This window comes from Mycobacterium avium subsp. avium (genome assembly GCF_009741445.1).
Taxonomy (GTDB): Bacteria; Actinomycetota; Actinomycetes; order Mycobacteriales; family Mycobacteriaceae; genus Mycobacterium; species Mycobacterium avium.
This window is the reverse complement of record NZ_CP046507.1, coordinates 4,258,446-4,281,524: the sequence shown is the minus strand read 5'-3', so window position 1 is coordinate 4,281,524 and position 23,079 is coordinate 4,258,446. Positions and strand designations below refer to the sequence as shown.

The following is a 23,079-nucleotide window of genomic DNA, read 5'->3' as shown; positions in this document are numbered from 1 at the left end:
CGCGGGCAATCGCTGCGCCCGCCGCCACCACGGCAGTAGCATCGGGGATGTATGCGGTCCTCGAGCTGGCCGTTGATGGAAGCGGTGATGGCGATGCCGGACTCTGACTCACTGGACATTCACGAGGCCGGGCTGGCGCTGGATCTGCCCGACCTGATCTTCGAGACACGCGCCGGCGCGGGCATGAACCAGGCCGCGCTGGCGCAGGCGCTGGGTGTTCCCCGGGCGAGCGTCGCCGCGTGGGAGAGCGGGACCGAGGTGCCGCGGGTCGACATGCTGCAACGGCTGGCGCAGGTGTGCGGCAAGCGATTACACATCAGGATCGACGTCGACTGATCGACGAGCCGGGCCAATTACGCTGCGGCGCCGGGCATTTCGGATTCCACCTGCGGTTCGACGCGGCGGCCCGTCGCCACCACGGCGCCCTCGATGCGCACCGTGCCGCCCGTCGCCTCCTGCTGGCGCTGCCAGTCGGTGATCGCTTGGTGGGCGGCGTGATCGAGGTAGTGCACCGCGATGGCCACCGTCACCGTCGCGCCCCGCGGCACCGACGCCAGCACCCGGGTCAGCCTCGGCAGCGCCAGGAAGGTGCACGCCGCGCCCTCGATCGTCACCCGCCACTCGCCGTCGAGCTGGGCGGCCTCGATCTTGGCCCGGATCACCCGCCAGCCGGTCAGCGCGATGGCCAGCGCCAGCCCGATCATCACCCCATGCAGCAGGTTGAGGAAGATGACGCTGACGGCCGTCACCACGTACACCGCGAGATCGCCGTGCTTCATTGCGGTTTCGATGTGCGCCGGCTTGAGCAGCTGGATGCCGATGACGATGAGCAGACCGGCCAGCGCGGCCGTGGGGATCTCGTCGACCAGCCCGGCGAACGGAATGGTGAACAGCAGGATCCACACGCCGTGCATGATCGCCGAGGCGCGGGATCGGGCGCCCGCGTTGACGTTGGTCGAGCTGCGCACGATGACCCCGGTGACCGGCAGCCCGCCGACGGCGCCGGAGATCATGTTGGCCGCGCCCTGTCCCACCAATTCGCGGTTGAAGTCGGTGCGCGGCCCGTTGTGCATCCGGTCGACCGACACCGCGGACAGCAGGCTCTCGACGCTGGCGATCAGCGCGACGGCGATCACCCCGACGGCGACACCGCCCCAGTTGCCGTGCGGCAGGTCGGGCAGCTGCAGCGCATCCAGCGGCGACCCGTCGAGGTCGATCCGGCGCACGTGAAAGGGAAAGACCACCGAGATCACCGTCACCGCCACGATGGCGACCAGCGGGCCGGGAACGCGGCGCACCTTGGCGGGAACCCAGCGCCAGGCGACCAGGATTACGATCACCAGCACGCCCAGCAGCACCCCGGGCCGGTGCGCGCCGATGATCTGCCCCGGCAGGCCGATCAGGTTGTGCCAGGCCGTGCTCTTGGATTTCCCGCCCAGCAGCACGTGCGTCTGCTGCAGGGCGATGGTGATCCCGATGCCGGCCAGCATGGCGTGCACCACCACCGGCGAGATCGCCAGGGCGGCGCGCGCCACCCGGCTGAGCCCCAACAGAACCTGCACGGCTCCGGCCACGACGGTGATGAAACAGGTGACGCCCCAACCGAAGTCGGAGACCAGACCGGCGACCACGACGGTCAGCCCGGCCGCCGGGCCGCTGACTTGCAGCGGCGATCCGCCCAGGGCGCCGACGACGATTCCGCCGACGATGGCCGCGATCAGACCGGCCAGCACCGGGGCGTTGGACGCGATCGCGATGCCCAGTGACAGCGGCAGCGCCACCAGGAACACCACCAGCGAGGAGGGCAGGTCGTGCCGGATGACGCCGCGCAACCGCTCGGCGCGCGACGCGGTGGGCAGGGCATCGTCCGCCCGTTGAATGTCTTGCATCGGTCCCGTCCCTCGTTAGGAGTTTGCGGGGGATGTTCCGATATGCGCCCCGTCTTGCGGCCAGTTACGTCGTCGTAACGGGTTGGCGTGCAGCGGATTACAGCCGGATGACCCGCGGGAGCGCGCCGGAGAACCACTGGCTACCTGGACTGACGGTATTTTGCTGGCAAACACCGGTCAAGCCGACGTGACCGGCCCATAGAGAACGCAAAGATTTGAATTCGGCCAGCGCGCGACGCCCAGGTCAGAAGCCGGAGCCGTGCACCTCGTGGCCGGGAACCTCGGCGATCAGCCCCCGATAGGCCTGCTCGACCGTCGAGCCGTGGTTGATCACCGCATCGACTTCGCGGGCGATCGGCATGGTCAGGCCGAACTCGTTGGCGAACTCCATGATCACGCTGGCCGCTTTGACGCCCTCGGCGACCTGGTTCATCGACGCGATGATCTCGTCGATCGGTTTGCCGGCGCCCAGTTGTTCGCCGACGTGCCGGTTGCGGCTGCGCTGGCTGGTGCAGGTGACGATGAGGTCGCCGAGTCCGGCCAGTCCCGGGAAGGTGTCGGGGCTGCCGCCCATCGCCACCCCCAGCTTGGTCATCTCGCGCAGCGCGCGGGCGATCACCAGCGCGCGGGTGTTCTCGCCGATGCCCAGCGAATACCCCATGCCCACGGCGATGGCGAACACGTTCTTCAGCGCCCCGGCCATCTCCGCCCCGACGACGTCGTCGGTGGTGTAGACGCGGAACCGCCGGGTGCGGAACAGCCCGGACAGCCGGGTCGCCAGATGCTGGTCGGGCATCGCCAGCACCGCAGCGGCGGCGTAGCCCTCGGCCACCTCGCGCGCGATGTTCGGCCCGGCCAGGATGCCCGCCGGATGACCGGGCAGCACCTCCTCGACGATCTGCGACATCCGCATGTTGGTGCCCTGCTCGAGCCCTTTGACCAAGGACACCACCGGCACCCACGGCCGCAACTCCCGCGCCAGTTCGGTAAGTACCCCGCGAAAGCCGTGCGAGGGGACCCCCATCACCACCACGTCGGCGGTGTTGGCCGCCTCGCAGAAATCGGTGGTGGCGCGCAGCGTGTCGCTCAGCACACCGTCGTTGCCCAGATAGCGGCTGTTGCGGTGGTTCTCGTTGATGTCGTCGGCGGTCTCCCGCGAGCGCACCCACTGCAGCGTCGGCCCGCGGCGCGCACAGATCGACGCCACGGTGGTGCCCCAGGAGCCGCCTCCGAGCACAACGACTTTGGGTTCACGCATCTGAGCTGCCATGGCGATCAGCGTATTGCCGACATCTGAGTTTTAGAAGGAATTCACCAACTCGCCCCGGCGCCCGCCGATCAGCCGGCCAGCGCAGCCCGGTCGGCGGCCCGGCCGAACACCATCGCCTCTTCGATGCGGTCGAAGCGGTAGTCGATGGCGTCGGCGAGGTAGTTCTGCCGCACGTTCCACGGCCGCTTGGTGCCCGACTTCGGCAGCGCGTGCACCGAGCGCAGCACATACCCGGCGTTGATGTCCCACGACGGCTTCTCGGTCATCGGCTCGTTGCCGCGATGTGGGTAGGCGTGCGTGTAGCCGTGAGTCGTCATGTGCTCCAACAGTTTTGCCGTCGCCCGGGCGGTGATGTCGGCCCGCAGCGTCCACGACGCGTTGGTGTAGCCCACACACCAGAACAGGTTGGGCACGTCTTCGAGCATGTGCGCCTTGTAGACGAACCGGTCGTTGGTCTTGATCTCGTTGCCGTCCAGGCTGATCGTGGCCCCACCGAGGGCCTGCAATTGCAGGCCGGTGGCGGTGATGATGATGTCGGCGTCCAGGTGGGCACCGGACCGCAGCGCGATGCCGGTGGCGTCGAAGTGGTCGATGTGGTCGGTGACCACGTCGGCGCGCCCGGCGGTGATGGCGTTGTACAGGTCGGCGTCGGGGATCAGGCACATCCGCTGGTCCCACGGGTTGTAGCGCGGCTTGAAGTGAATGTCGACGGCGTAGCCGGGGGGCAGGCTGTTGATTGCCTTGCGGCGCAGCAGCCAGCGCACCAGCCGCGGCGCCTTGCGGGACAGCGCGAAGAACACCGCCTCGGTCAGCGCGCTGTACATCCGGATGACGAGATGAGCGGGATTGCGGGGCAACACTTTTCGCGCCACCGCGGCGACCTTGCCGTACTTGGACGCCGAGATCAGATAGGTGGGCGAGCGTTGCAGCATGGTCACCTTGGCGGCGCGGTCGCTCAGCGACGGCAGCAGCGTGACCGCGGTCGCCCCGCTGCCGATCACCACCACCTTCTTGCCCGTGTAGTCGAGGTCCTCGGGCCAGTGCTGGGGGTGCACCACGGTGCCGGTGAACTCCTCGATGCCCGGGAAGTCGGGGGTGTAGCCCTCGTCGTAGTTGTAGTAGCCGCTGCCGAAGAACAGGAAGCGAGCGCGGTAGAGCTTGCGTTCGCCGTCCCGCGCCCCGTCTTCGACGGTGACCGTCCAGGTGTCGCGGGTCGAGTCCCAGTCCGCCGAGCGCACGTAGCTGTTGAACCGGATGTGGCGGTCGATGCCGTACTTGTGCGCGGTGGCGGTGAGGTACTCGCGGATGTGCACCCCGTCGGCCACGCCCTCTTTGCGGGTCCACGGCTCGAACGGGAAGGACAGCGTGAAGATGCTGCTGTCCGAGCGCACACCCGGGTAGCGGAACAGGTCCCACGTCCCGCCGATCCGCGCACGCCGCTCCAGGATCGCGTAGCTCAGCTGCGGATTGCGCTCGGTGATCCGGTAGGCCGCGTCGATGCCGGAGATCCCGGCGCCGACGATCAGGACGTCGAAATAGTCGGCCTCGGCCGCGCCGTGGTCGGCGGCTTCCTGGGGAGTCACGGTCATCGCGAACCTCGCTCGAATTGTGGGACTGGTCACCAGGGTAGAGACCCACCGGTTGGTTGGGCTAGTGAACGGGCTCGTTGGGCCCCGGGCTGGGGTTCAGGTGCGCTCGCGCTCGTGCGCCGGGAATCACCGGTAGTTGACGAACTGCAGCGCCACGTCCAGGTCGGCCTGCTTGAGCATCGCGATGACGGCCTGCAGGTCGTCGCGCTTTTTGCTGCTCACCCGGATCTCGTCGCCCTGGATCTGGGTTTTGACGCCCTTGGGGCCCTCGTCGCGGATCAGCTTGGTGATCTTCTTCGCGTTCTCGCTGCTGATGCCCTGCTTGAGGGTGCCGTTGACCTTGTAGGTCTTGCCGGAGGCCTGGGGTTCGCCGGCGTCGAAGGCCTTCATGGAGATGTCGCGGCGGATCAGCTTCTCCTTGAAGACGTCGACGGCCGCCTTGACACGTTCCTCGGTGGACGACGTCAGCTCGATAGCCTCGTCGCCCTTCCAGGCGATGGTGGTGTCGGTGCCGCGGAAGTCGAAGCGGGTGGCCAGCTCCTTGGCGGCCTGGTTGAGCGCGTTGTCGACCTCCTGGCGGTCCACTTTGCTGACGATGTCGAACGATGAGTCCGCCATGCATTCCGTCCTTTCATCGAGTGACAGGCGTTTGTGCTTTGTCTACTCGCTCGTTGTAACCTGTCTGGCGGCAGGTTGCCCGAGCGGCCAATGGGAGCGGACTGTAAATCCGTCGCGAAAGCTTCACAGGTTCGAATCCTGTACCTGCCACCACAGGGTCAGAGCGTATTTCTGGCCGCGCCACGGAGCCGTGAGGCGCTGACCGCCCGCATGAGATGTTTCAGCTGGATCGCATCGTCCGATGCGTGGCGTTTCGGTCACCCATATCGGTGGACAGTACTATCGCAGCTCGGTCTCGGGGTTTCTCAGCTCTGCACATGCCACTGCGCCCGACCGTTTCGCAATTGCCGGCGGCCAGCCGGGGAGTGAATAGCACCGGCTCGGCTACCGCCCTAAAATCCGGCAAGTGATGACCCGTGGCGACTAAGCGCACTGTCGTCACCGCTGCCGCCGCCGGTGTGCTGATGCTCGTGATAGCCGGGGTGTCGGTATGGCTGTATTTCAGGCCGAAACCTACATCGGATTGCGCGACCGTCAACGACATGCTCAAGTACTCGAGATCGGAGAGCGCGCGAATACGCGATCTCATTCCGACCAGTATCGACGACACGCAAAAACTCGTGGATGCGTACCAAACTCGCGAAACCCGTCTGCGACAGTACGCCGACCAGATCCACGATCCTGGCTTGCGTGAAAAGGCTTACGCTCTAGTCAATCTCGAGGACAAAATGCTCGCCGTTTGGCGCCAGACCATTCCGGGACAGTCACAGAACGGATCGGAGAGCGGTTCGGCAAGCCAGAACTTCCAGCGCGCGTACACCGACTACGCGGCACAGAGCCAACAGATCGGCCGAGCCCTACAAGGAGCAATTGTCAAAACCTGTGAACCGGAGCGCCGCTAACGCTGCCGGCCTGTGCCCAGCGTCGACGTGTAGTAGGTGACGCCATTCATCGTCTGTCGATCATCGTCGGCACGCGCGATCGCCGGCAACCCGTGGTCGGCGAGCAGCTCGGCCATCGGCGTTGCGACCGTCGTCCAGCCGAGCGCCTGCGGGTACGTGCCGACGTCGTGGCGCTCACCCGCAAATGAGATCACGTCGACGTCGAGTTCGAAGCCGTGGTCGCGCCACTTGGCCGTCGCCGCGCGCATCCGTTCGCGCGCTGCGTGGGGGTCCATGTCGGCGGTATTCGGCACAGCCTCACTCCCGAGTCGGCTGCCTGGCGTGCTCAGCGCGGTGACGGCATCGAGCAGCCCATCTTGGGCCTCGGGTGCCAGGTAGCCGAACAGACCTTCGGCGATCCACGCCGTGGGTTTACTGCTGTCCAAACCCGCCGTCGCGAGTGCCGTCGACCAATCGTCGCGCAGGTCGACCGCGACCGTGCGCAAGTCGGCTTTTGGCTCGGCTCCCAGCGTGGCCAGTGTCGTGGTTTTGAACTCGATGACGGCCGGTTGGTCGATCTCGAAAACCGTCATCCCTGCGGGCCAGTCCAGTCGATAGGCGCGGGTGTCCAGCCCCGAGGCGAGGATGACGGCTTGGCGGATGCCCGCCGCTGCGGCATCGGCATAGAACTCGTCGAAGTACCGGGTGCGGGCCGCAATCGATGCAGGCATCTGCGCCAAGCCCCATGGGCTGCCTTCGACGTCGACATCCGAGGCGACCAGCTCACCGATAGCCCAACGGGTCAGAAAATTCACACCGACCGCCCGCACCAACGGCTCGGCGAATGGATCGTTGATGACCCCATCCCGGGTCGCGATGGCCCTTGCCGCCGCCGCCATCGTGGCCGTCGTTCCCACGCTGGTGGCCGGACCCCAGGTGTCGTCGTTGGGTACCGTCATCGTCAACCTCCGAATGGGCCTTGTGGTGGACGGGGCCGGCGTCACCGTATTCGTTGCGTGACCTCCAAACCCGAAGAGCGCGGGAAACCTGGTGATCTCGGGCTACACCGGTTGCCGGCTGCCCCGCGACACGAAATGGGGCCCGACTCCTCCGCCGTGCCGGCGCTTCCCGGGAAAGCTCCGTCGGTTAGGTAAACCTTGGCTATCATCCACGGGGCGGATCGCGGCGCGCGGCCGCAGTCCTGGGAGGAAGTGGCAACGGTGACCGAGACAACCACGCAGCCGGTGGCCGACGCCGTCGCGGATCGGCCGTCGGTGTCATTGCGGACACGTGGCCGCTGGCTGCGGTGGGGGCTGTTGTCGGTATGGGGTCCCGGCCTGGTCGTGATGCTGGCCGACACCGACGCCGGCTCGCTGATCACCGCCTCCCAGTCCGGCGCCCAGTGGGGTTACCGGATGGTGCTGCCGCAGCTGATCCTGATGCCGGTGCTCTACGTCGTGCAGGAGATGACGGTGCGGTTGGGCATCGTCACCGGGCGCGGCCACGGCTCGCTGATCCGGGAGCGGTTCGGCCGCGGCTGGGCGTGGCTGTCGGCGTTCACCCTGTTCGCCTCGGCGATCGGGGCGCTGCTGACCGAGTTCGCCGGCGTCGCCGGGGTGGGCGAACTCTTCGGTGTCTCACGCTGGGTGAGCATCCCGGTCGCGACCATCGCGCTGCTGGCGCTGGCGCTCACCGGCAGCTACCGGCGCGTCGAGCGGATCGGCCTGGCCGTCGGCGCGGCCGAACTGGCCTTCTTGGTGGCCATGGTGATGGCCCGGCCCGACCCGGGTGCGCTGGCGCATGGCCTGACGTCGATGCCGTTGGGCGACTCGTCGTATCTGCTGCTGATCGCGGCCAACGTGGGCGCGGTGATCATGCCGTGGATGATCTTCTACCAGCAGGGCGCGGTGGTCGATAAACACCTGTCGGAGAGCACGATTCGGCAGGCCCGCTACGACACCGCGTTCGGTGCGGTGCTGACCCAGCTGATCATGATCGCGGTGGTGATCACCATGGCCTCCACCATCGGCCGGCACGGCGACGGTACCCCGCTGGAGACCGTGGGCCAGATCGCCCAGTCGCTGACGCCCTACCTGGGCCACGTCGGCGGCACGGTGCTGTTCGGCCTGGGCATGCTGGGTGCGGCGCTGGTGGCCGCGATCGTGGCGTCGCTGGCCGGTGCGTGGGGACTCGCGGAGGTGTTCGGCTGGAAGCACACGCTCAACCAGCGGCCCAACCGCGCCACCGCGAAGTTCTACCTCACCTATTCGCTGGCCCACATCGTGGGCGCGGTGCTGGTGCTGGCCAGCGTCGACCTGGTCAACCTGGCGGTCGACGTCGAGATCATGAACGCGTTGCTGCTGCCCATCGTGCTGGGCCTGCTGCTGGCGCTGGAAGCCCGGGCGCTGCCCGAGCAGTGGCGCATGCGTGGCCTGCACAAGCATGTCACCCGCGCGCTGTGCCTGGTGACCATTGGCTTCGGCCTGTACATGGTGCCGCAGGCGCTCGGCTGGGCCTGAGGTCAGAACCACGGCCCGGGGTAGTGGCCGTCGCGGTCTTGCACCATGACGATCTCCTTGCACTCCCCGTTGGCGCCCGGTGCGGTCTCGCCGCGGCACACCAGTGTCCATCCGGAGATCCGCTGGAACGGGCGCAGGGCCCAGTTGGATGCGACGGGATCTCCCGCGGGCAGGTCGATGACGGAGAACGTTCCGCCGCTGCCGGTGAGGTAGAGGTGGTCTTCGAAGAACGCCACCTTGGCAAGCGACAGCTTCCGGGCGTCGTCGCGGTTCTTCAGAAAGTCCCACTGCTGGCCGCGCAGGTTCCACACCCCGAACCCGAATTGGGAATTGTCGCGGTTGTGGCCGTCGACGAACAGTTTCCCGTCCGAGAGCGCCGCGGTCAGCCCGCCTCCCGAAATCCGGTCGGAGTCACCGATTTTGATGACCGACTTGGCGTCGAGGTCATAGAACATCGTCGACACCTCGGCGGGGTTGGCCGGATCCCGACGGGTGAGCTGTACCAATTTGCTTGAGCCGTCGGTCAATTCGGCGTCGACGGACACGACGTCGTTGTCCTGGTAGATCTCTTCCCCGCCGGGCCGGCGCAGCCGGGCGCCCGGAGTCTGGGCGGGATCGCTGCTGCGGGTGAACGCCAGCACGTCCGGCCAGACCCGGGCGGGCTCTGGATCGCTCCACAGCGTCGACAGGTCCTGACCCGACAGCACCACGGTCCGCGGTGGCGCCGCGGCGGCGTGGCCGTCGGTGACGGCGTTCAGCCACGCCACGCCCGAGGCGGTCGAGGCCAGGGACCAGTCCTTCGGCGCGGCCAGCCGCTGATCGGGGGCCGGTGCCTGCAGGTCCTTGGTGACCAGCGGCTGGCCGCTCGTCAGGTCGAAAACGTAGCCGATGGTTTTGGCGGCGGTGGTCACGACGTACACCACCCGCAGCTGCTCTGCCGTGCCCGTCAGCGCGCAGATCGCGCCGGTCACCGTCTCGCCGGCCGGAACGGACGGGACACCGGGCGCCAGGTACTGTCCGGTCTTCGGGTCGAACACCTTCGGCCGGATGTCCTGCAGCGCGGACTTGCTAAACGAAAATCGTTGCGGGCAACCGAAATACGCGGTACCGCCGTAGCTTTTCCAGTCCTTTTCCAGCGGGCCCGTCATCGAGGGTGCGGCGGCCGAATCGGGCCCGGCTTTGGACGTGGACTTCGACGTCGAGGTGGTCGCGGTGAGCGGCGGCGCGGGCACGGTGTCCGAACACGACGCCAGGGCCAGGCACCCCAGCGCCGCCAGCGCGGCGCCTCGGCTCGCGGCCGGTCGGCGTCGCGCCGTGGAGCGCCGGGCTGCGCGCATGAAAATCCCCCAGTGATTCGTAACCACAGGAGCGTACGGCCGCCCCGGCCGGTTGCGCGACTCGTGCGCCCCGCGGCGACTATCGGTCGAACTCGATGGGCAGGCTCGTCGGCCCGCTCAGGCTCACCATCGGCTTCCACGGCGCCGGTCCGGCCGGCCGCGGGTTGCGCAGCCGGTTGGCCAGCACGTTGAGCGCCTCGGCGATCTCCCGCCGGGCCAGGTTGGCGCCCAGGCAGTAATGCACGCCGCCGCCGAAGGTCAGGATGGGCGGTGCCGCCTCGCGGGTGATGTCGACCCGGTCGGGGTCGTCGTAGACCACCGGATCACGGTTGGCCGCAAAGGTATTCACCAGCACGGCGGTGCCGGCGGGGAACAGGTGGCCGTCGAGCTCGGCGTCCTCGACGACCAGGCGCAGCGTCCCGCACGCGATCGGCGAATGCCGCATGGTTTCCTCGACGGCGCGCATCGCCAGCTCCGGGCGCTGCCGCAGCAGCTCCCACTGGTGGGGGTGCTCGCAGAGCACCTGCACCGAGGCGGCCACCTGGTTGCGGGTGGTGTCCGTGCCCGCCAGCAGCAGGCCGCCCGCCAGCATGCGCAACTCGGCGGCGTCGAGGCGGTCGCCCTCGTCCCCGGCGCGGATCAGGTCGGAGAGCAGGTCGTCGGTCAGGCTGTGCCGGCGCCGCGCCACCATCTCGTCGACGTAGTCGTCGAGCTCGCGCCACGCGCGCATCACGACCGGCTCGACCTCGCGCAGGTCGACGGTGAAGCTGAACGCCTTGAACACGTCGTCGGCCCACGACGAGAACCGCCGCCAGTCCTCGCGCGGCGCGCCGAGCAGCGCGCAGATGATCGGCACGGGGTAGGGGCGGGCGATGTCGGTGACGACGTCGCAGCGACCCGCCGCGGCCACCCGGTCGACCAACTCGTTCATCACCGCGGCCATGGTGTCGTGCAGGCGGGCGACCGTGCGCGGGGTGAACGCCTTGGAGCACAGGCTGCGCAGTCGATGGTGCGCGTCGCCCTCCAGGCACAGCAGGCTGTTGGCGACCTTGTCCCACAGCGGGCCCGAGTCGATGCCCTGGGCCAGCAAATTGATGCCCGGCGGAATCTGGAACCGCGGATCCCGCAGCACGGACCGGACCAGGTGATAGGAGAGCACCTCCGGGCCGTGCGGCCCGATCGCCACGGCGGCCCGCCGCTGCGCCTCGCGCAGCCGCGGATAGACCTGCGCCGGTGTCTCGTCGGAGTGATAGTGCAGCGTCGGCAGGTCGGAGTCGAAAACGCTTGGCGGAGCGGCACCGACGGTCATCGCGGTCTCCTCATCGACCCCGCAGCACGCTGCGGACGACTTTCAGTCAATGTATGGCCAGGTCGGGGGAGTGTCAACGACCGGCGGCGCCGCAGGCACGAAACGCCATACACCAAACGAAAAATGCATGGCCGGGATTGGGCCGGGATGGGCTGGGACGGGCCGGAGTCGGGACGGGGCGATCGGGGCGGCGAATTCACTCGTGCGGGCGCAGCCGCACCATCCGCGTCGTCGACGTCTCGTCCAGCTCGACGACGTCGGAGCGCGACCGCAGGAAATCGCTGAACGAGCGGAAACCCAAAGACTTTTCGCTGAACGACGGATCCATCCGCTTCATCTGGGCCTTGACGGCCGAGTTGTGCAGCCAGTCGACGTCGTCCTTCTCCAAACCGATCTGCAGCGCGCGGGTCAGCAGCGCGGTGGCCGCGGCCTGCGGGTCGGGCTCCTCGGGTTGGGCTGCCTTGCCGCGCCGGGTGCGCGGTTTGGCGGGCACCGTTTCGGCCGGCGCGGGGGTGCGGTCCAGCGCCGTTACCCCGGGCAGCGCGTCGTAGATGACGAACTCATCGCACGCCGCCGCCAGCGCCCGGCTCGACGCGCCGGCCACCCCGATGCCGACCACGTACCGGCCCAGCCGCTTGCAGCGCTGGGCCAACGGAATGTAGTCGGAGTCACCGGCGACGATCACCACATGCGTCAGGTCGGGCAGCCGGAACATGTCCTCCACCGCGTCGACGGCCAACCGGATGTCGGCGCCGTTCTTGCCGTAGGCGGCGGCCGGGAACAGCTGCACCAGGTCGACCGCGCGGGCCACCAACTGCCCGCGATACCCGGCGTTGATCTCGGCCGACCAGTCGGCATAGGCGCGGGTGAGCACCAGCGTGCCGAACGACGACGCGAAATCCAGGATCGCGCCGACGTCGACCGTCGCCTGCTCGAGCCGCTCGGTGAACTGCTCGAGCCCCTTGGCCTTGTCCCGCTGGAACGAGTTCCGGCCGTGAATCTGGTCGTAGCGGGAGATCACGATGTTGTCGAAGTCGAGGTAGACGGCCACGCGGGGGGCAACCGGTTCGGACATGCCTTCGATCATTGCCGAGATAGACGGCGTCGGGTGGGTATCCGAGCCACATGAGCGAGCTGAAGTTTCTCGAACTGCACGGCGACCGCGTCGCCTTCCGCGACCAGGGGGAGGGCGAGGTGCTGCTGCTCATCCACGGCATGGCCGGCAGCTCGGAGACCTGGCGGTCGGTGATACCGCCGCTGGCCAAGAAGTTCCGAGTCATCGCCCCCGACCTGCTCGGGCACGGCGAGTCGGCGAAACCGCGCACCGACTACTCGCTGGGTGCCTTCGCGGTCTGGCTTCGTGACTTCCTCGACGAACTCGGCGTCAGCCGGGCCACCGTGGTCGGCCATTCGCTCGGCGGCGGGGTGGCCATGCAGTTCGTGTACCAGCACCCCGATTACGCCCAGCGGTTGATCCTGATCAGCAGCGGCGGCCTGGGCCCGGACGTCGGATGGGTGCTGCGGCTGCTCTCCGCACCCGGCGCGGAGCTGGTGTTGCCGGTCATCGCGCCGACGCCCGTGCTGTCCGTCGGCAACAAGCTGCGGTCCTGGCTGCGCGGCGCCGGCATCCAGTCGCCGCGCGGGGCGGAGTTGTGGAACGCCTACTCGTCGTTGTCGGACGGCGAAACCCGCCAATCGTTCCTGAAGACGCTGCGATCGGTGGTCGATTACCGCGGGCAGGCGGTCAGCGCGCTCAACCGGCTGCGGTTGCGCGAGGAGCTACCGGTCATGGCGATCTGGGGGGAGCGCGACGGCATCATTCCCGTCGACCACGCCTACGCCGCGCACGAGGCGCGCACCGACGCCCGGCTCGAGGTGCTGCCCGACGTCGGGCACTTCGCGCAGGTCGAGGCGCCCATGCGGGTGGTGGAGCTGATCGAGGACTTCATCGCCACCGGTGAGCGCCGCGATGCGACGAGCCCGCAGCCCGGCTAACCCGCCGGTGCCGCCGGTAGCAAACGTGGCCCCGTCCGTCAGCGCGGCGCGGCGGTGGCCGTCCTGACGTCTTCGCGGCCACCGAGATTGGTGGCCGTGCTGATGACGGCCCGCTCGATCTGGCGCAGGGCGTGCACGGCGGTCAGGAATCGCCGGACGTCGGGCCGTGTCTCGCCGTCACCGTCGCTGTCGTGCTGGCGGGCCGCGGTTTCCGCGGCGTCGAGTTCGTCGGCCGCCGAGACCAACGTCGGCGGGTGGCCACTGTCGATCGCCTCCAGTAACGCGTCGAGGTTGCGCCGCGTCTGGGCCGCGGCCGCCGAAAAGGCTTGCGCCAGTTGGGGGCCGGGCCCGGGCGAGCCGCGGTACTGCTCGCTGCTGCGCGCCAGCGCCCGGCCGTACCGGTCGCAGGCGGTGAAGATCCGCAGCGCGCGGCGGATGCCGCGGCGGCCCGCGAGCCCGGCGACACCGGCCAGCAGCGGCTTGGCGGTCACCCGGAACTGCTGCAGGTCGCGGTCCAGCTGACGTGCCTGCTCGGACGGGCTGGCCGCGCCGCCGGACATGGCCGCCGCGCAGGCCTCGATCAGCGCGGACAGGCTGGTCAGAAAGGCCCGGGTGTCGGCGCGGATCGCGGTCCGGGTGTTGGTCGGCAGCACCACGACGGCCACCGTCGCACCGATTACCGCGCCGAGCGCGGTCTCTTCGATGCGAAGCATCAGCACCCCGAACGAGAACTGGCCGAGCAGCCCGTACAGCAGCGCCAGCATGGTGGTGATCCAGAAGGTCATCAGGCTGTAGGTCACCGTCATGAAATAGAAGGCACAGAACAGGCACACGAAGATGCCGGCCAGCGCGGCCGCCTCGTGTCCGGTCAGCAGTGTGGCCACCAGCACGCCGGCGGGCACGCCGAGCATCGTGCCGAGCAGCCGCTGCCAGCCCTTGGTCAGGGTTTCGCCCCACGAGTTGGTGCCGGCGAAGATGACGAACGCGGCGATCACGGCCCAATACCAGCGGGCCGGCGACACCAGCTCGCCGGTGATGATGGCCAGCGACGCCGCCACCGACACCTGGATGGCCTGACGGGTGGTGGGCCGCAGACCCGCCGGTTGTTCTTCTTCTTGCTCGGCGGGCTCCTCGGCCGCGACGCCGGCGGCCGCCGGCGGGCGCTCGCTGCCGGCGACGTCGGGCACCGCGGCGCCGGCAGCCCCGTCGACGATGGCCCGCACGTCGGCGGTCGCCGTCGCGGCGTTGATGATCGCCAGGGCCAGCCGGCGCACCTCGGTGCCGGCGGGCCGGTCGTCGGTGGCCGCGTCCAGCAGCCGGCGCGCTCGGCTGGCGGCGTCGCGCAGGCCACCCGGTTCGGGCAACCGGATCGCGCGGCCCAATTGGGTTAGCGCCGAGACCAATTCGGCGCGCACGGCCTCGGGTAACTCGGCGCCCAGGGCCGCGGCCCGCCGCCCGGCCGTCGCCACCCACTCGATGGCCAGCTCGGCGTCCAACAGCCAGGGGGCCAGCTGTTCGGCGGTGACTCCGGGCCACAGCGTGCCCGGGTCGGCCCTGTCCTCGATCTGGCTCTGCACCATCAGGGCGGTCTCGTTGAGCCGGACGGTGCGGGCCCGCATGCGCCGGCGCCGCCGCTCGTCCAGCCGGCCGGTGCGCACCGCCTCGGCGGTGGTGTCGATCACGATCGCCATGCGGGCCCGCAGCGCCCGGATGGTGGCCCGCAGCACCCGCTCCGGCCGGTCGGGCAGCACATGGCTGGTCATCACATACGTGCACACCGTGCCCACCGCGACCGCCCCGATCATCCAGGGCAGCTCCGAGACCCGGGCACGCAGATACAGCGTGAAGAAGTAGGACATGAACGCGACCATGCCCAGCGCGCGGCCCCGCGCGCCGAAGCGGCGAATGTAGGCCGCCGCGAACACGATCAGCACGAACACCACGTCGCCGGCCACCGGGTGCGGCGCCAGCACCGCAGCGGCCGTGATGGCCACCGCGGCCGGAACCGGCAACAGCGCCATGGTGATCCGCTGCTGGCGCGGATCGGGCTCGTTGACCGAGCGCGACGCGACCATGGTGATCACCACACCCAGCAACGCGACGGTCAACGGCTGTCCCGTCGCCCTGGTCAGCAGCCACAGCGCCAGCAGTGACAGCCCGAGCGCGGCCGTGGTCCGAGTCGCCATGCGCAGCCGCAGCAAGCCGGGATCGGAGCCGATCACCCAGTTGCGGGCGCGTTCGTAGAGATCCGTTATTCCGATGACCGCCTCTCTTGCGCGTACCCCCCATGGTTACCCGAACCGCGCGGCGGCGACCAAGCTAGTGTTCGACATCATGGGGCCGACGCGGGCGAAGCTGGCTGACGGTCGCGACCTGCTGTTCTTCTCGCTGCCCGGGCACCGCGCTTCGCCGGTCGAAGACCGCCGCCCCCTGCCGCCCCGAACCGCCGAAACCGTTGCGCCGGGCGGACAGTCGCAGCTGCGGTTCGACCGGTCCACCGGGCAGTGGGTGATCATCGCCGCGCTGCGCCAGGACCGCACCTACAAGCCGCCGCCCGACGCGTGCCCGCTCTGCCCCGGGCCGACCGGGCTGACCAGCGAGGTGCCCGCCGCCGACTACGACGTCGTGGTGTTCGAGAACCGCTTTCCCAGCCTGTCCGGTGCGGCACCGGGGCTGCCGGCCGCCGGCGCCGACGGGTTCGTGTCCGCGCCCGCGCACGGCCGCTGCGAGGTGGTCTGCTTCTCGGCCGACCACACGGGGTCGTTCGCGGGGCTGCCACCCGCGCACGCCCGGCTGGTGGTGCAGGCCTGGCGGCATCGCACCGCCGAGCTGATGGCCACCCCGGGCATTGAGCAGGTGTTCTGCTTCGAGAACCGCGGGGAGGAGATCGGGGTGACCCTGACCCATCCGCACGGCCAGATCTACGGCTACCCCTACCTGACCCCGCGCACAGCCGCCATGCTGGGCCAGGCGGACGACCATCGAAAACGCCACGGCGGCAACCTCTTCGGTGACCTGCTGGCCCGCGAGGTCGCCGACGGCAGCCGAATCATCGCCCGCGACGACCTGTTCACCGCGTTCGTGCCGTTCGCGGCGCGGTGGCCGGTGGAGGTGCACATCTACCCGAACAGGTTCGTGCCCAACCTGACCGCACTGCGCGACGACGAGGTGGACGGGTTCGTGGCCGTCTATCTGGACGTGCTGCGCCGCTTCGACCGGATGTATGACGCACCGCTGCCCTACATTTCGGCGCTGCACCAATACACCGGCACCGGTGCTCAGGCCCACGGCTACTTCCACGTCGAACTGATGTCCATCCGGCGCAGCGCGACCAAGCTCAAATTCCTCGCCGCCTCCGAATCGGCGATGGACGCCTTCATCAGCGACGTCACCCCGGAAAGCGTGGCCCAGCGGCTGCGGGAGCTGCGATGACCGTCCGCTACGCCGCGCCCGGCCGGATCAACCTGATCGGCGAACACACCGACTACAACCTGGGTTTCGCGCTGCCGATCGCCCTGCCCCAGCGCACCGTGGCCAGCTTCACGCCCGCCGACGACGATGCCATCACGGTGGTCAGCGACCGCGCGGACGCGCCGGTGCGGATCCCGATCGACACCGGCCCCGGCGACGTCACCGGCTGGGCGGCCTATCCGGCCGGGGTGATGTGGGCGCTGCGCACCGCCGGCCACCCGGTGCCCGGCGGGGCGATGTCGATCACCAGCGACGTGCCGATGGGTTCGGGCCTGTCGTCCTCGGCGGCGCTGGAATGCGCCGTGCTGGGCGCGATCTCGTCGGCCGCCGGGATTCGCATCGACGCCACCGAACAGGCCCGGCTGGCCCAGCGCGCCGAAAACGAATACGTCGGCGCCCCAACGGGTTTGCTCGACCAGCTGGCCGCGCTGTACGGCCGCCCTGCCGCCGCGGTGCTGATCGACTTCGCCGACCTGGCCGTCACCCCGGTGGCCTTCGACCCTGACGCCGCCGGGGTCGCCCTGTTGCTGATCGACTCCCGGGAGCGCCACACCCACGCCGGCGGCGACTACGCGGCCCGGCGGCTGTCCTGCGAGCGGGCGGCCGCCGACCTGTCCGCGTCCTCGCTGCGGGCGGCCGCCGACCGCGGCTGCACCGACCTGGCCGCGGTCCGCGACCCCGTCGACGCCCGCCGCGCCCGCCACGTGCTCACCGAGAACGGGCGGGTCATCGATTGCGTTGCGGCGCTGAACAATTCGGACTATACCGAGGCGGGGCGGATCTTCACCGCCTCGCATGCGTCCATGCGCGACGACTTCGGCATCACCACCGAACGCATCGACTTGATCGCCGACACCGCGCTGCGCGCCGGCGCGCTGGGGGCACGGATGACCGGCGGCGGGTTCGGCGGCTGCGTGATCGCCCTGGCGCCGGTGCAGCGCGCCGAGGCGATCGGGCAGGCGGTGCGGCGGGCCGCGACGCAGGCCGGCTTCGCCCAACCCGTCGTCACCCGTACCCGCGCCGCCGCGGGCGCGGGCCCGTGCCGGTGAGCGAGCCGGCCGGCTACGTGGAGGTTCGGGCCTACGCCGAACTCAACGACTTTCTGCCCGCCGAGTCGCGCGGCGCCGCGGTGCGCCGCCCGTTCCGGGCGCACCAGACCGTCAAGGATGTGTTGGAGGCGATGGGAATTCCGCACACCGAGGTCGACCTCATCGTGGTGAACGGCTCCGTCCACGGGTTCGACCACCGCCCCCGGGCCGGCGACCGCATCGCCGCCTACCCGATGTTCGAGGCGCTCGACATCGGGCCCACCGCCCGGCTGCGGCCGGTGCCGTTGCGCGATCCCCGGTTCGTCATCGACGTCAACCTGGGCCGGCTGGCCTGGCTGTTGCGGCTGTTCGGGTTCGACGTGTGGTGGTCGAACGACGCCGACGACCAGACCCTGGCCGCGATCAGCGCCGAGCAGCACCGCATCCTGCTGACCCGCGACCGCGGCCTGCTGAAGCGCCGCGCGGTCACCCACGGACTGTTCGTGCGCCCCGACGACCCCGAGGAGCAGGCGCTGGGCGTAATCCGCCGGCTCGACCTGACCGGGCGGCTGGCGCCGCTGTCGCGCTGCGTGCGCTGCAACGGGACCCTGACCGCGGTCGCCAAGGACGAGGTGAGCGACCAGCTGCCGCCGCTGACCCGGCGGTACTACGACGACTTCAGCCGCTGCACCCGATGCGGCCGCATCTACTGGCCAGGGTCACACCACGCGAAGCTGCTCGCCCTGGTGGAAAGACTGCGACGGCAGCTGTAGCGTGAAACTTACTCGCCCGGCAATTTCACCGTTTTGGCGGTGACCGCTGGTCAGAAAATGTAACCTGACCGCCATGGGGGCAGTTGACTCCTGCACGCGCCGTGCCAGTTCTCCGGGGCCGCCAGTGGCGATCCGCGCCGGATCGCTACCGCTGTGCGCCGCCGCTCTCGACCCGAAATGTCCGCCGTGGCTTGGAATCTAGACGGGCAGGCCGCGGCGCTGGAGCGGGGCCTGGCCGGCGCCACCCCGCAGCGGGTGGGCTGGTTCCGCTTCTACTTCGAGGGCGAACGCTGGGTGTGGTCCGACCAGGTGCAGCGGATGCACGGCTACCAACCCGGCACCGTCACCCCCACCACCGAACTGGTGCTGTCGCATAAGCATCCGGCCGATCGCCCGCAGGTGATCGACGGCATCAACGACATGATCCGGCGCCGGCAGGCGTTCAGCACCCGGCACCGCATCGTGGACGCCGCCGGCATCATCCACCACGTCGTCGTGGTGGGCGACCAGCTCTTCGACGACAGCGGCGCGCTCGTCGGCACCCACGGCTTCTACATCGAGGTCACCCCGGCCGCCACCCGCAACCGCGAGGACTCGATCAGCGCCAAGGTCTCCGAGATCGCCGGGCGGCGCGGCGTCATCGACCGCACCAAGGGGATGCTGATGCTGGTCTACGGCATCGACGAGGACGCGGCGTTCAACATGCTCAAATCACTGTCCCAGCACGGCAACATCAAGCTCTCAGTGCTGGCGCAACGCATCGCCGAAGACTTCACCGCGCTGGGCAAGGAGGTCATCACCGCGCGCTCGCGGTTCGACCAGCGACTGCGCACCGCCCACCTGCGCCCGCCCGGCGCCGGCGAGGCCGGCTCCGGCTGAACGCCGCCGCCGTCAGCCCGTGATGGTGGTCTGCTCGTCGATGATGTGGGTGGCGTCCATCAACGGGCCCTGGTCGCTCTCCAGCCCGTCGGCGTTGAGCTGCAGCACGTAGACCGCGCCCTGGCTGGGGATCACCACCGTCTTCTGCGCGATGACGCGGGTCTTGCCGCCGCGCTGGTAGGTGCCGCCCAACTGCCAGGCCTGGTAACCGCCCAGCGTGGACGCCGAGCCGTCACCGCTGCCGGAGTACCCGGGCAGGTTCTGCACCTCGCCCGGGGCGTACTGGATGATCTTCGCCGGGTCGACGTCGCCGGTCAGCTTGGAGAACAGCGCCGACACGGTGGGCGGGTCGGACGGGTCGGCGGGCTGGCTCTGCACGATGCCGCCGTAGGAGGTGCCGGAGATCTGGTTGAGCTGCCAGCCGGCGGGCACCGGCAGGTCGACGTTCGGGCCCGGATCGCCGTGGTGGACCGGGGTCTCGGAGATGTGGTTGTCCTTCACGTAGTCGGCGATGGTGTATTTGGCTTGCGCCGCCGGCGCGGTGCTGGATTTCGAGGACGTCGCCGTCGACGTCGACGACGACGTTTTGTCACCGGATTTGTGATCGTGGCCGCAGCTCACCAGCGCTAAACTCAGCGCCACGGAAATCGTTGCTAGAGTCAAGTGTTTCATTAATCCAATCTCCCGACAATTGGGGCCGGTACCTGCGGCCGGCCGCGCTGCCACGACAGTAGCGGAAATGCTTTGAAAGTTTGCCGGTATCTTTTGGACTTTTTGCTGGCGCCCGGCCGCGCGGGCCGGCCGGCGATCGTTATCCAATTAGTGGCCGAAAACGCCACGGCAATACACCGCCAACCACCGGCGATCCAGTATTAGACAGGTATGCGGTCGCGAACGGCCCCGATTGCGCTGGTCGCGACCCTGGCCGTGCTGATGACGGTGATCGCGCCGGCGCCGCCCCGGGGCTACGACGGACCGCCGCTGTTCGTGGCCAATCCCGTCGACCACGTCGTGACGCTCATCGGCACCGGCACCGGCGGCGAGACGGTGGGGGAGATCAACAACTTCCCCGGCGCCACCGTGCCGTTCGGGATGGTGCAGTACTCGCCGGACACCGCCGGCAATTACGCCGGCTACAACTACGACAACCCGCGGGCGACCGGGTTCAGCATGACGCACGCCTCGGTGGGATGCGCTGCGTTCGGCGACATCTCAATGCTGCCGGTCACCGGCGGGCTCGGCGTGCAGCCCTGGAACGCCACCGAACGCATCGCCCACGACGACACCGAGCGCGGGGTGCCCGGCTATTACACGGTGCGACTCCCCGGCGCCGGGGTGACCGCCGAACTCACCGCCACCGCGCACACCGGCGTCGGACGGTTCAGCTACCCGGGCGACGGACGGCCCGCCCTGCTGCAGGTGCGTTCCGGCTCGTCGCTGGCCGGCAACTCCCGCGCCACCATCCAGCTCGGCGAGGACAACACCACCATCACCGGCTGGGCCACCAGCGGCGGCTTCTGCGACAAGCCCAACGCCTACACCGTGTACTTCGCGATGAAGTTCAACCGGCCGTTCATCTCGTACGGGTCCTGGGACGGCAGCACCGTCTACCCCGGGGCCCGCAGCGCGAACGCGCCGTACAGCGGCGGGTATGTCGAGTTCCCGGCCGGCTCGGTGCTCGAGGTGCGCACCGCGATCTCCTACGTCGGCATCGAGGGGGCCCGAGCCAACCTGGCGGCCGAGGGCAACGCCGGCTTCGACGACGCCCGCGCCGCCGCGGCCCGGCAATGGAACGCCGCGCTTTCCCGGGTGACGGTGGCCGGCCGCAACAGCGACGACCTGACCACCTTCTACACCGCCCTGTACCGAACCCTGTTGCACCCCAACATGTTCAACGACGCCGACGGGCGCTACGTCGGGTTCGACGGCGGCATCCACCGGGTGGCCGACGGTCACGTCCAGTACGCCAACTTCTCCGACTGGGACACCTACCGCTGCCTGGCGGCGTTGCAGGCGTTGCTGTTCCCGGACCGGGCCGCCGACATGGCCCAATCGCTGGTCACCGACGCCCAGCAGAGCGGCGCGCTGCCGCGCTGGGCGTTCGCCAACGCCGCCACCGGCGAGATGAGCGGCGACAGCGTGGTCCCGCTCATCGTGAACCTGAACATGTTCGGCGCCAACGACTTCGACACCGCCGCGGCGCTGCGTTACATGGTGGACGGGGCGACCAAGGGCGGGGTGGGCCTGGCCGGTTACGTGGAACGGCGCGGCATCGCCACCTACCTGCGGCTGGGCTACGCGCCGTTCACCCTGGAATTCGGCCGCAACGGCTGGATCGCGGACGCGTCGATCACCCTCGAATGGTCGATCGACGACTTCGCCATCTCCCGGTTCGCCGACTCGCTCGGCGACGCCGCCACCGCCGCCGAATTCGCGAACCGGGCGCAGTACTGGCAGAACCTGTTCAATCCCAGCACCCGATCGGTGGTGCCGCGCAGCTGGAGCGGATTCTTCCGTCCCGGACCCGCGGTCGTGGTGTCCCCGGACAACTTCGGCCAGGTCGGGTACGACGAGGGCAACGCCGAGCAGTACGTGTGGTCGGTGCCGCACAACATCGCGGGCCTGGTGACCGCGCTGGGCGGGCGCGCCGCGGTGGCCGACCGGCTCGACCGGTTCACCAAGAAACTCAACGTCGGTCCCAACCAGCCGTACCTGTGGGCCGGCAACGAGCCCAGTTTCGGTGTGCCGTGGCTGTACAACTACATCGGCCAACCGTGGAAGACCCAACACACCGTCGACCGGGTGCGCGGGCTGTTCGGTCCGACCGCCGACGGTGAACCGGGCAACGACGACCTGGGCGCGCTGGCCGGCTGGTACGTGTGGGCGGCGCTGGGACTGTACCCGGCCACCCCGGGAACCCCCATCCTGACGGTGGCCGCGCCGCTGTTCGACCGCATCGAAATCGCGCTGCCCGCAGGCAAATCCATCCGGATCGCCGCCCCCGGCGCGTCCGGGCCGCACCACCCGGCCTACATCAGCGGCCTGAAGGTCGACGGCCGGCCCACCGGGCACACCTGGCTGCCCGAGTCGATCATCCGCACCGGCGGCACGCTCGCGTTCTCGCTCGCGGCCTACCCCGACAAGCATTGGGGCACGGCCGAATCTGACGCGCCGCCGTCGTTCGGGGCGGGGAGTTCGGCGGTGGCGGTCAACGTGCCGCAACCCGTCGTCAGCATCGCGCCCGGGCACCGCGGCAGCGTGACCCTGGACGCGCAACGCATGATCGACGGCGCCGGTGGATACACCGTCTCCGGCGCCGCCTCCGACGCCGGCGTCGCCGTGACGCCGACGTCCGGCCAATTCAACGCCGGCGGGGCGGCGTCGGTGTCCGTCCCGATCACCGTGGCACCGACGGTGCCCCAGGACTACTACCTGGTGTCCTTGACCACCACCGTCGGCCAAAGCACCCGCACCACAACGGTTCTGGTGGACACCCAGGCCGAACCGGAGAGCCGTTGACC

19 protein-coding genes and 1 tRNA gene are annotated in these 23,079 nt (G+C 69.3%); 10 read left to right on the top strand and 10 right to left on the bottom strand.

The genetic code is table 11. The annotated features are described in order from the left end of the window. The first annotated feature begins 75 nt into the window (after positions 1–75). Positions 76–336, top strand: coding sequence for a helix-turn-helix transcriptional regulator (locus MAA44156_RS19990; protein ID WP_003873623.1), 261 nt, complete (start codon positions 76–78; stop codon positions 334–336). A 17-nt stretch (positions 337–353) separates the two neighbouring features. Here the strand turns inward: MAA44156_RS19990 and MAA44156_RS19985 are convergent, their stop codons facing one another. From MAA44156_RS19985 to MAA44156_RS19970, 4 genes are all read right to left on the bottom strand, one after another. Then, positions 354–1,889 carry a SulP family inorganic anion transporter gene (locus MAA44156_RS19985; protein ID WP_009979209.1) on the bottom strand — a complete coding sequence of 512 codons (1,536 nt, stop codon included), beginning with the start codon at positions 1,887–1,889 and terminating at the stop codon, positions 354–356. A 244-nt stretch (positions 1,890–2,133) separates the two neighbouring features. Continuing rightward, the gene (locus tag MAA44156_RS19980; protein WP_023880612.1) at positions 2,134–3,159 is read right to left on the bottom strand and encodes an NAD(P)H-dependent glycerol-3-phosphate dehydrogenase; all 1,026 of its coding nucleotides are present in this window, start codon (positions 3,157–3,159) and stop codon (positions 2,134–2,136) included. 68 nt (positions 3,160–3,227) lie between these two features. Further along, on the bottom strand, positions 3,228–4,748 hold the full coding sequence (locus MAA44156_RS19975; protein WP_009979206.1) for a flavin-containing monooxygenase: 1,521 nt from the start codon (positions 4,746–4,748) through the stop codon (positions 3,228–3,230). Positions 4,749–4,874: 126 nt separating this feature from the next. Next, positions 4,875–5,366, bottom strand: coding sequence for a YajQ family cyclic di-GMP-binding protein (locus tag MAA44156_RS19970; protein WP_009979204.1), 492 nt, complete (start codon positions 5,364–5,366; stop codon positions 4,875–4,877). 69 nt (positions 5,367–5,435) lie between these two features. On the opposite strand from MAA44156_RS19970, the gene MAA44156_RS19965 reads away from it, so the two are divergent. Together MAA44156_RS19965 and MAA44156_RS19960 are read left to right on the top strand one after the other, a co-directional pair. Beyond that, positions 5,436–5,519 (top strand) — tRNA-Tyr (locus tag MAA44156_RS19965). 305 nt (positions 5,520–5,824) lie between these two features. Further along, on the top strand, positions 5,825–6,268 hold the full coding sequence (locus MAA44156_RS19960; protein ID WP_029248615.1) for a hypothetical protein: 444 nt from the start codon (positions 5,825–5,827) through the stop codon (positions 6,266–6,268). On the opposite strand, the gene MAA44156_RS19955 is transcribed toward MAA44156_RS19960, so the two are convergent. Beyond that, positions 6,265–7,206, bottom strand: a complete 942-nt coding sequence (locus MAA44156_RS19955; protein ID WP_009979200.1) for an SAM-dependent methyltransferase — start codon at positions 7,204–7,206, stop codon at positions 6,265–6,267. The two genes, MAA44156_RS19960 and MAA44156_RS19955, sit on opposite strands and share 4 nt — an antisense overlap. A 261-nt stretch (positions 7,207–7,467) precedes the next feature. Here MAA44156_RS19955 and MAA44156_RS19950 point away from each other — a divergent pair, with 261 nt between their 5' ends. Further along, a complete protein-coding gene (locus tag MAA44156_RS19950) occupies positions 7,468–8,766 on the top strand; it encodes an NRAMP family divalent metal transporter (protein ID WP_009979197.1) in 1,299 nt (432 codons plus the stop codon). 2 nt (positions 8,767–8,768) lie between these two features. Here the strand turns inward: MAA44156_RS19950 and MAA44156_RS19945 are convergent, their stop codons facing one another. The 3 genes from MAA44156_RS19945 to MAA44156_RS19935 form a co-directional block, all read right to left on the bottom strand. Then, complete coding sequence (locus MAA44156_RS19945; protein WP_023884824.1) at positions 8,769–10,103, bottom strand: hypothetical protein; 1,335 nt, start codon at positions 10,101–10,103, stop codon at positions 8,769–8,771. Between the two features lie 79 nt (positions 10,104–10,182). Then, on the bottom strand, positions 10,183–11,412 hold the full coding sequence (locus MAA44156_RS19940) for a cytochrome P450 (RefSeq protein WP_009979194.1): 1,230 nt from the start codon (positions 11,410–11,412) through the stop codon (positions 10,183–10,185). 196 nt (positions 11,413–11,608) lie between these two features. Beyond that, positions 11,609–12,499, bottom strand: coding sequence for an NYN domain-containing protein (locus MAA44156_RS19935; protein WP_009979192.1), 891 nt, complete (start codon positions 12,497–12,499; stop codon positions 11,609–11,611). A gap of 38 nt (positions 12,500–12,537) precedes the next feature. Between MAA44156_RS19935 and MAA44156_RS19930 the strand changes: the two genes are divergently transcribed. Continuing rightward, positions 12,538–13,407 carry an alpha/beta fold hydrolase gene (locus tag MAA44156_RS19930; protein ID WP_009979190.1) on the top strand — a complete coding sequence of 290 codons (870 nt, stop codon included), beginning with the start codon at positions 12,538–12,540 and terminating at the stop codon, positions 13,405–13,407. Positions 13,408–13,445: 38 nt separating this feature from the next. Here the strand turns inward: MAA44156_RS19930 and MAA44156_RS19925 are convergent, their stop codons facing one another. Continuing rightward, positions 13,446–15,629, bottom strand: coding sequence for an FUSC family protein (locus MAA44156_RS19925; RefSeq protein WP_011726130.1), 2,184 nt, complete (start codon positions 15,627–15,629; stop codon positions 13,446–13,448). Between the two features lie 100 nt (positions 15,630–15,729). Here MAA44156_RS19925 and galT point away from each other — a divergent pair, with 100 nt between their 5' ends. The 4 genes from galT (at position 15,730) to MAA44156_RS19905 (ending at position 19,558) form a co-directional block, all read left to right on the top strand. Then, positions 15,730–16,839, top strand: coding sequence for a galactose-1-phosphate uridylyltransferase (galT, locus tag MAA44156_RS19920; protein WP_009979189.1), 1,110 nt, complete (start codon positions 15,730–15,732; stop codon positions 16,837–16,839). Then, positions 16,836–17,927, top strand: coding sequence for a galactokinase (locus MAA44156_RS19915; protein WP_009979187.1), 1,092 nt, complete (start codon positions 16,836–16,838; stop codon positions 17,925–17,927). Before galT ends, MAA44156_RS19915 begins: the two co-directional genes overlap by 4 nt. Continuing rightward, positions 17,924–18,679, top strand: a complete 756-nt coding sequence (locus MAA44156_RS19910; RefSeq protein ID WP_011726129.1) for a Mut7-C RNAse domain-containing protein — start codon at positions 17,924–17,926, stop codon at positions 18,677–18,679. Before MAA44156_RS19915 ends, MAA44156_RS19910 begins: the two co-directional genes overlap by 4 nt. A gap of 177 nt (positions 18,680–18,856) precedes the next feature. After that, a complete protein-coding gene (locus tag MAA44156_RS19905) occupies positions 18,857–19,558 on the top strand; it encodes a PAS and ANTAR domain-containing protein (protein ID WP_009979185.1) in 702 nt (233 codons plus the stop codon). A 12-nt stretch (positions 19,559–19,570) separates the two neighbouring features. Here the strand turns inward: MAA44156_RS19905 and lpqN are convergent, their stop codons facing one another. Next, complete coding sequence (lpqN, locus tag MAA44156_RS19900; protein ID WP_029248613.1) at positions 19,571–20,230, bottom strand: envelope biogenesis lipoprotein LpqN; 660 nt, start codon at positions 20,228–20,230, stop codon at positions 19,571–19,573. Between the two features lie 210 nt (positions 20,231–20,440). On the opposite strand from lpqN, the gene MAA44156_RS19895 reads away from it, so the two are divergent. Further along, entirely contained in the window at positions 20,441–23,077 is a 2,637-nt protein-coding gene (locus MAA44156_RS19895) for a GH92 family glycosyl hydrolase (protein ID WP_009979183.1), read from the top strand. Positions 23,078–23,079: the final 2 nt, after the last annotated feature.

Bases quoted from the DNA above. Each gene is read 5' to 3' on its own strand.
- MAA44156_RS19930 (WP_009979190.1), top strand. From the start codon at position 12,538: ATGAGCGAGCTGAAGTTTCTCGAACTGCACGGCGACCGCGTCGCCTTC.
- MAA44156_RS19990 (WP_003873623.1), top strand. From the start codon at position 76: ATGGAAGCGGTGATGGCGATGCCGGACTCTGACTCACTGGACATTCAC.
- MAA44156_RS19915 (WP_009979187.1), top strand. From the start codon at position 16,836: ATGACCGTCCGCTACGCCGCGCCCGGCCGGATCAACCTGATCGGCGAA.
- MAA44156_RS19935 (WP_009979192.1), bottom strand. From the start codon at position 12,499: ATGATCGAAGGCATGTCCGAACCGGTTGCCCCCCGCGTGGCCGTCTAC.
- lpqN (WP_029248613.1), bottom strand. From the start codon at position 20,230: ATGAAACACTTGACTCTAGCAACGATTTCCGTGGCGCTGAGTTTAGCG.
- MAA44156_RS19945 (WP_023884824.1), bottom strand. From the start codon at position 10,103: ATGCGCGCAGCCCGGCGCTCCACGGCGCGACGCCGACCGGCCGCGAGC.
- MAA44156_RS19970 (WP_009979204.1), bottom strand. From the start codon at position 5,366: ATGGCGGACTCATCGTTCGACATCGTCAGCAAAGTGGACCGCCAGGAG.
- MAA44156_RS19895 (WP_009979183.1), top strand. From the start codon at position 20,441: ATGCGGTCGCGAACGGCCCCGATTGCGCTGGTCGCGACCCTGGCCGTG.
- MAA44156_RS19985 (WP_009979209.1), bottom strand. From the start codon at position 1,889: ATGCAAGACATTCAACGGGCGGACGATGCCCTGCCCACCGCGTCGCGC.
- MAA44156_RS19980 (WP_023880612.1), bottom strand. From the start codon at position 3,159: ATGGCAGCTCAGATGCGTGAACCCAAAGTCGTTGTGCTCGGAGGCGGC.
- MAA44156_RS19905 (WP_009979185.1), top strand. From the start codon at position 18,857: ATGTCCGCCGTGGCTTGGAATCTAGACGGGCAGGCCGCGGCGCTGGAG.
- MAA44156_RS19975 (WP_009979206.1), bottom strand. From the start codon at position 4,748: ATGACCGTGACTCCCCAGGAAGCCGCCGACCACGGCGCGGCCGAGGCC.
- MAA44156_RS19955 (WP_009979200.1), bottom strand. From the start codon at position 7,206: ATGACGGTACCCAACGACGACACCTGGGGTCCGGCCACCAGCGTGGGA.
- MAA44156_RS19940 (WP_009979194.1), bottom strand. From the start codon at position 11,412: ATGACCGTCGGTGCCGCTCCGCCAAGCGTTTTCGACTCCGACCTGCCG.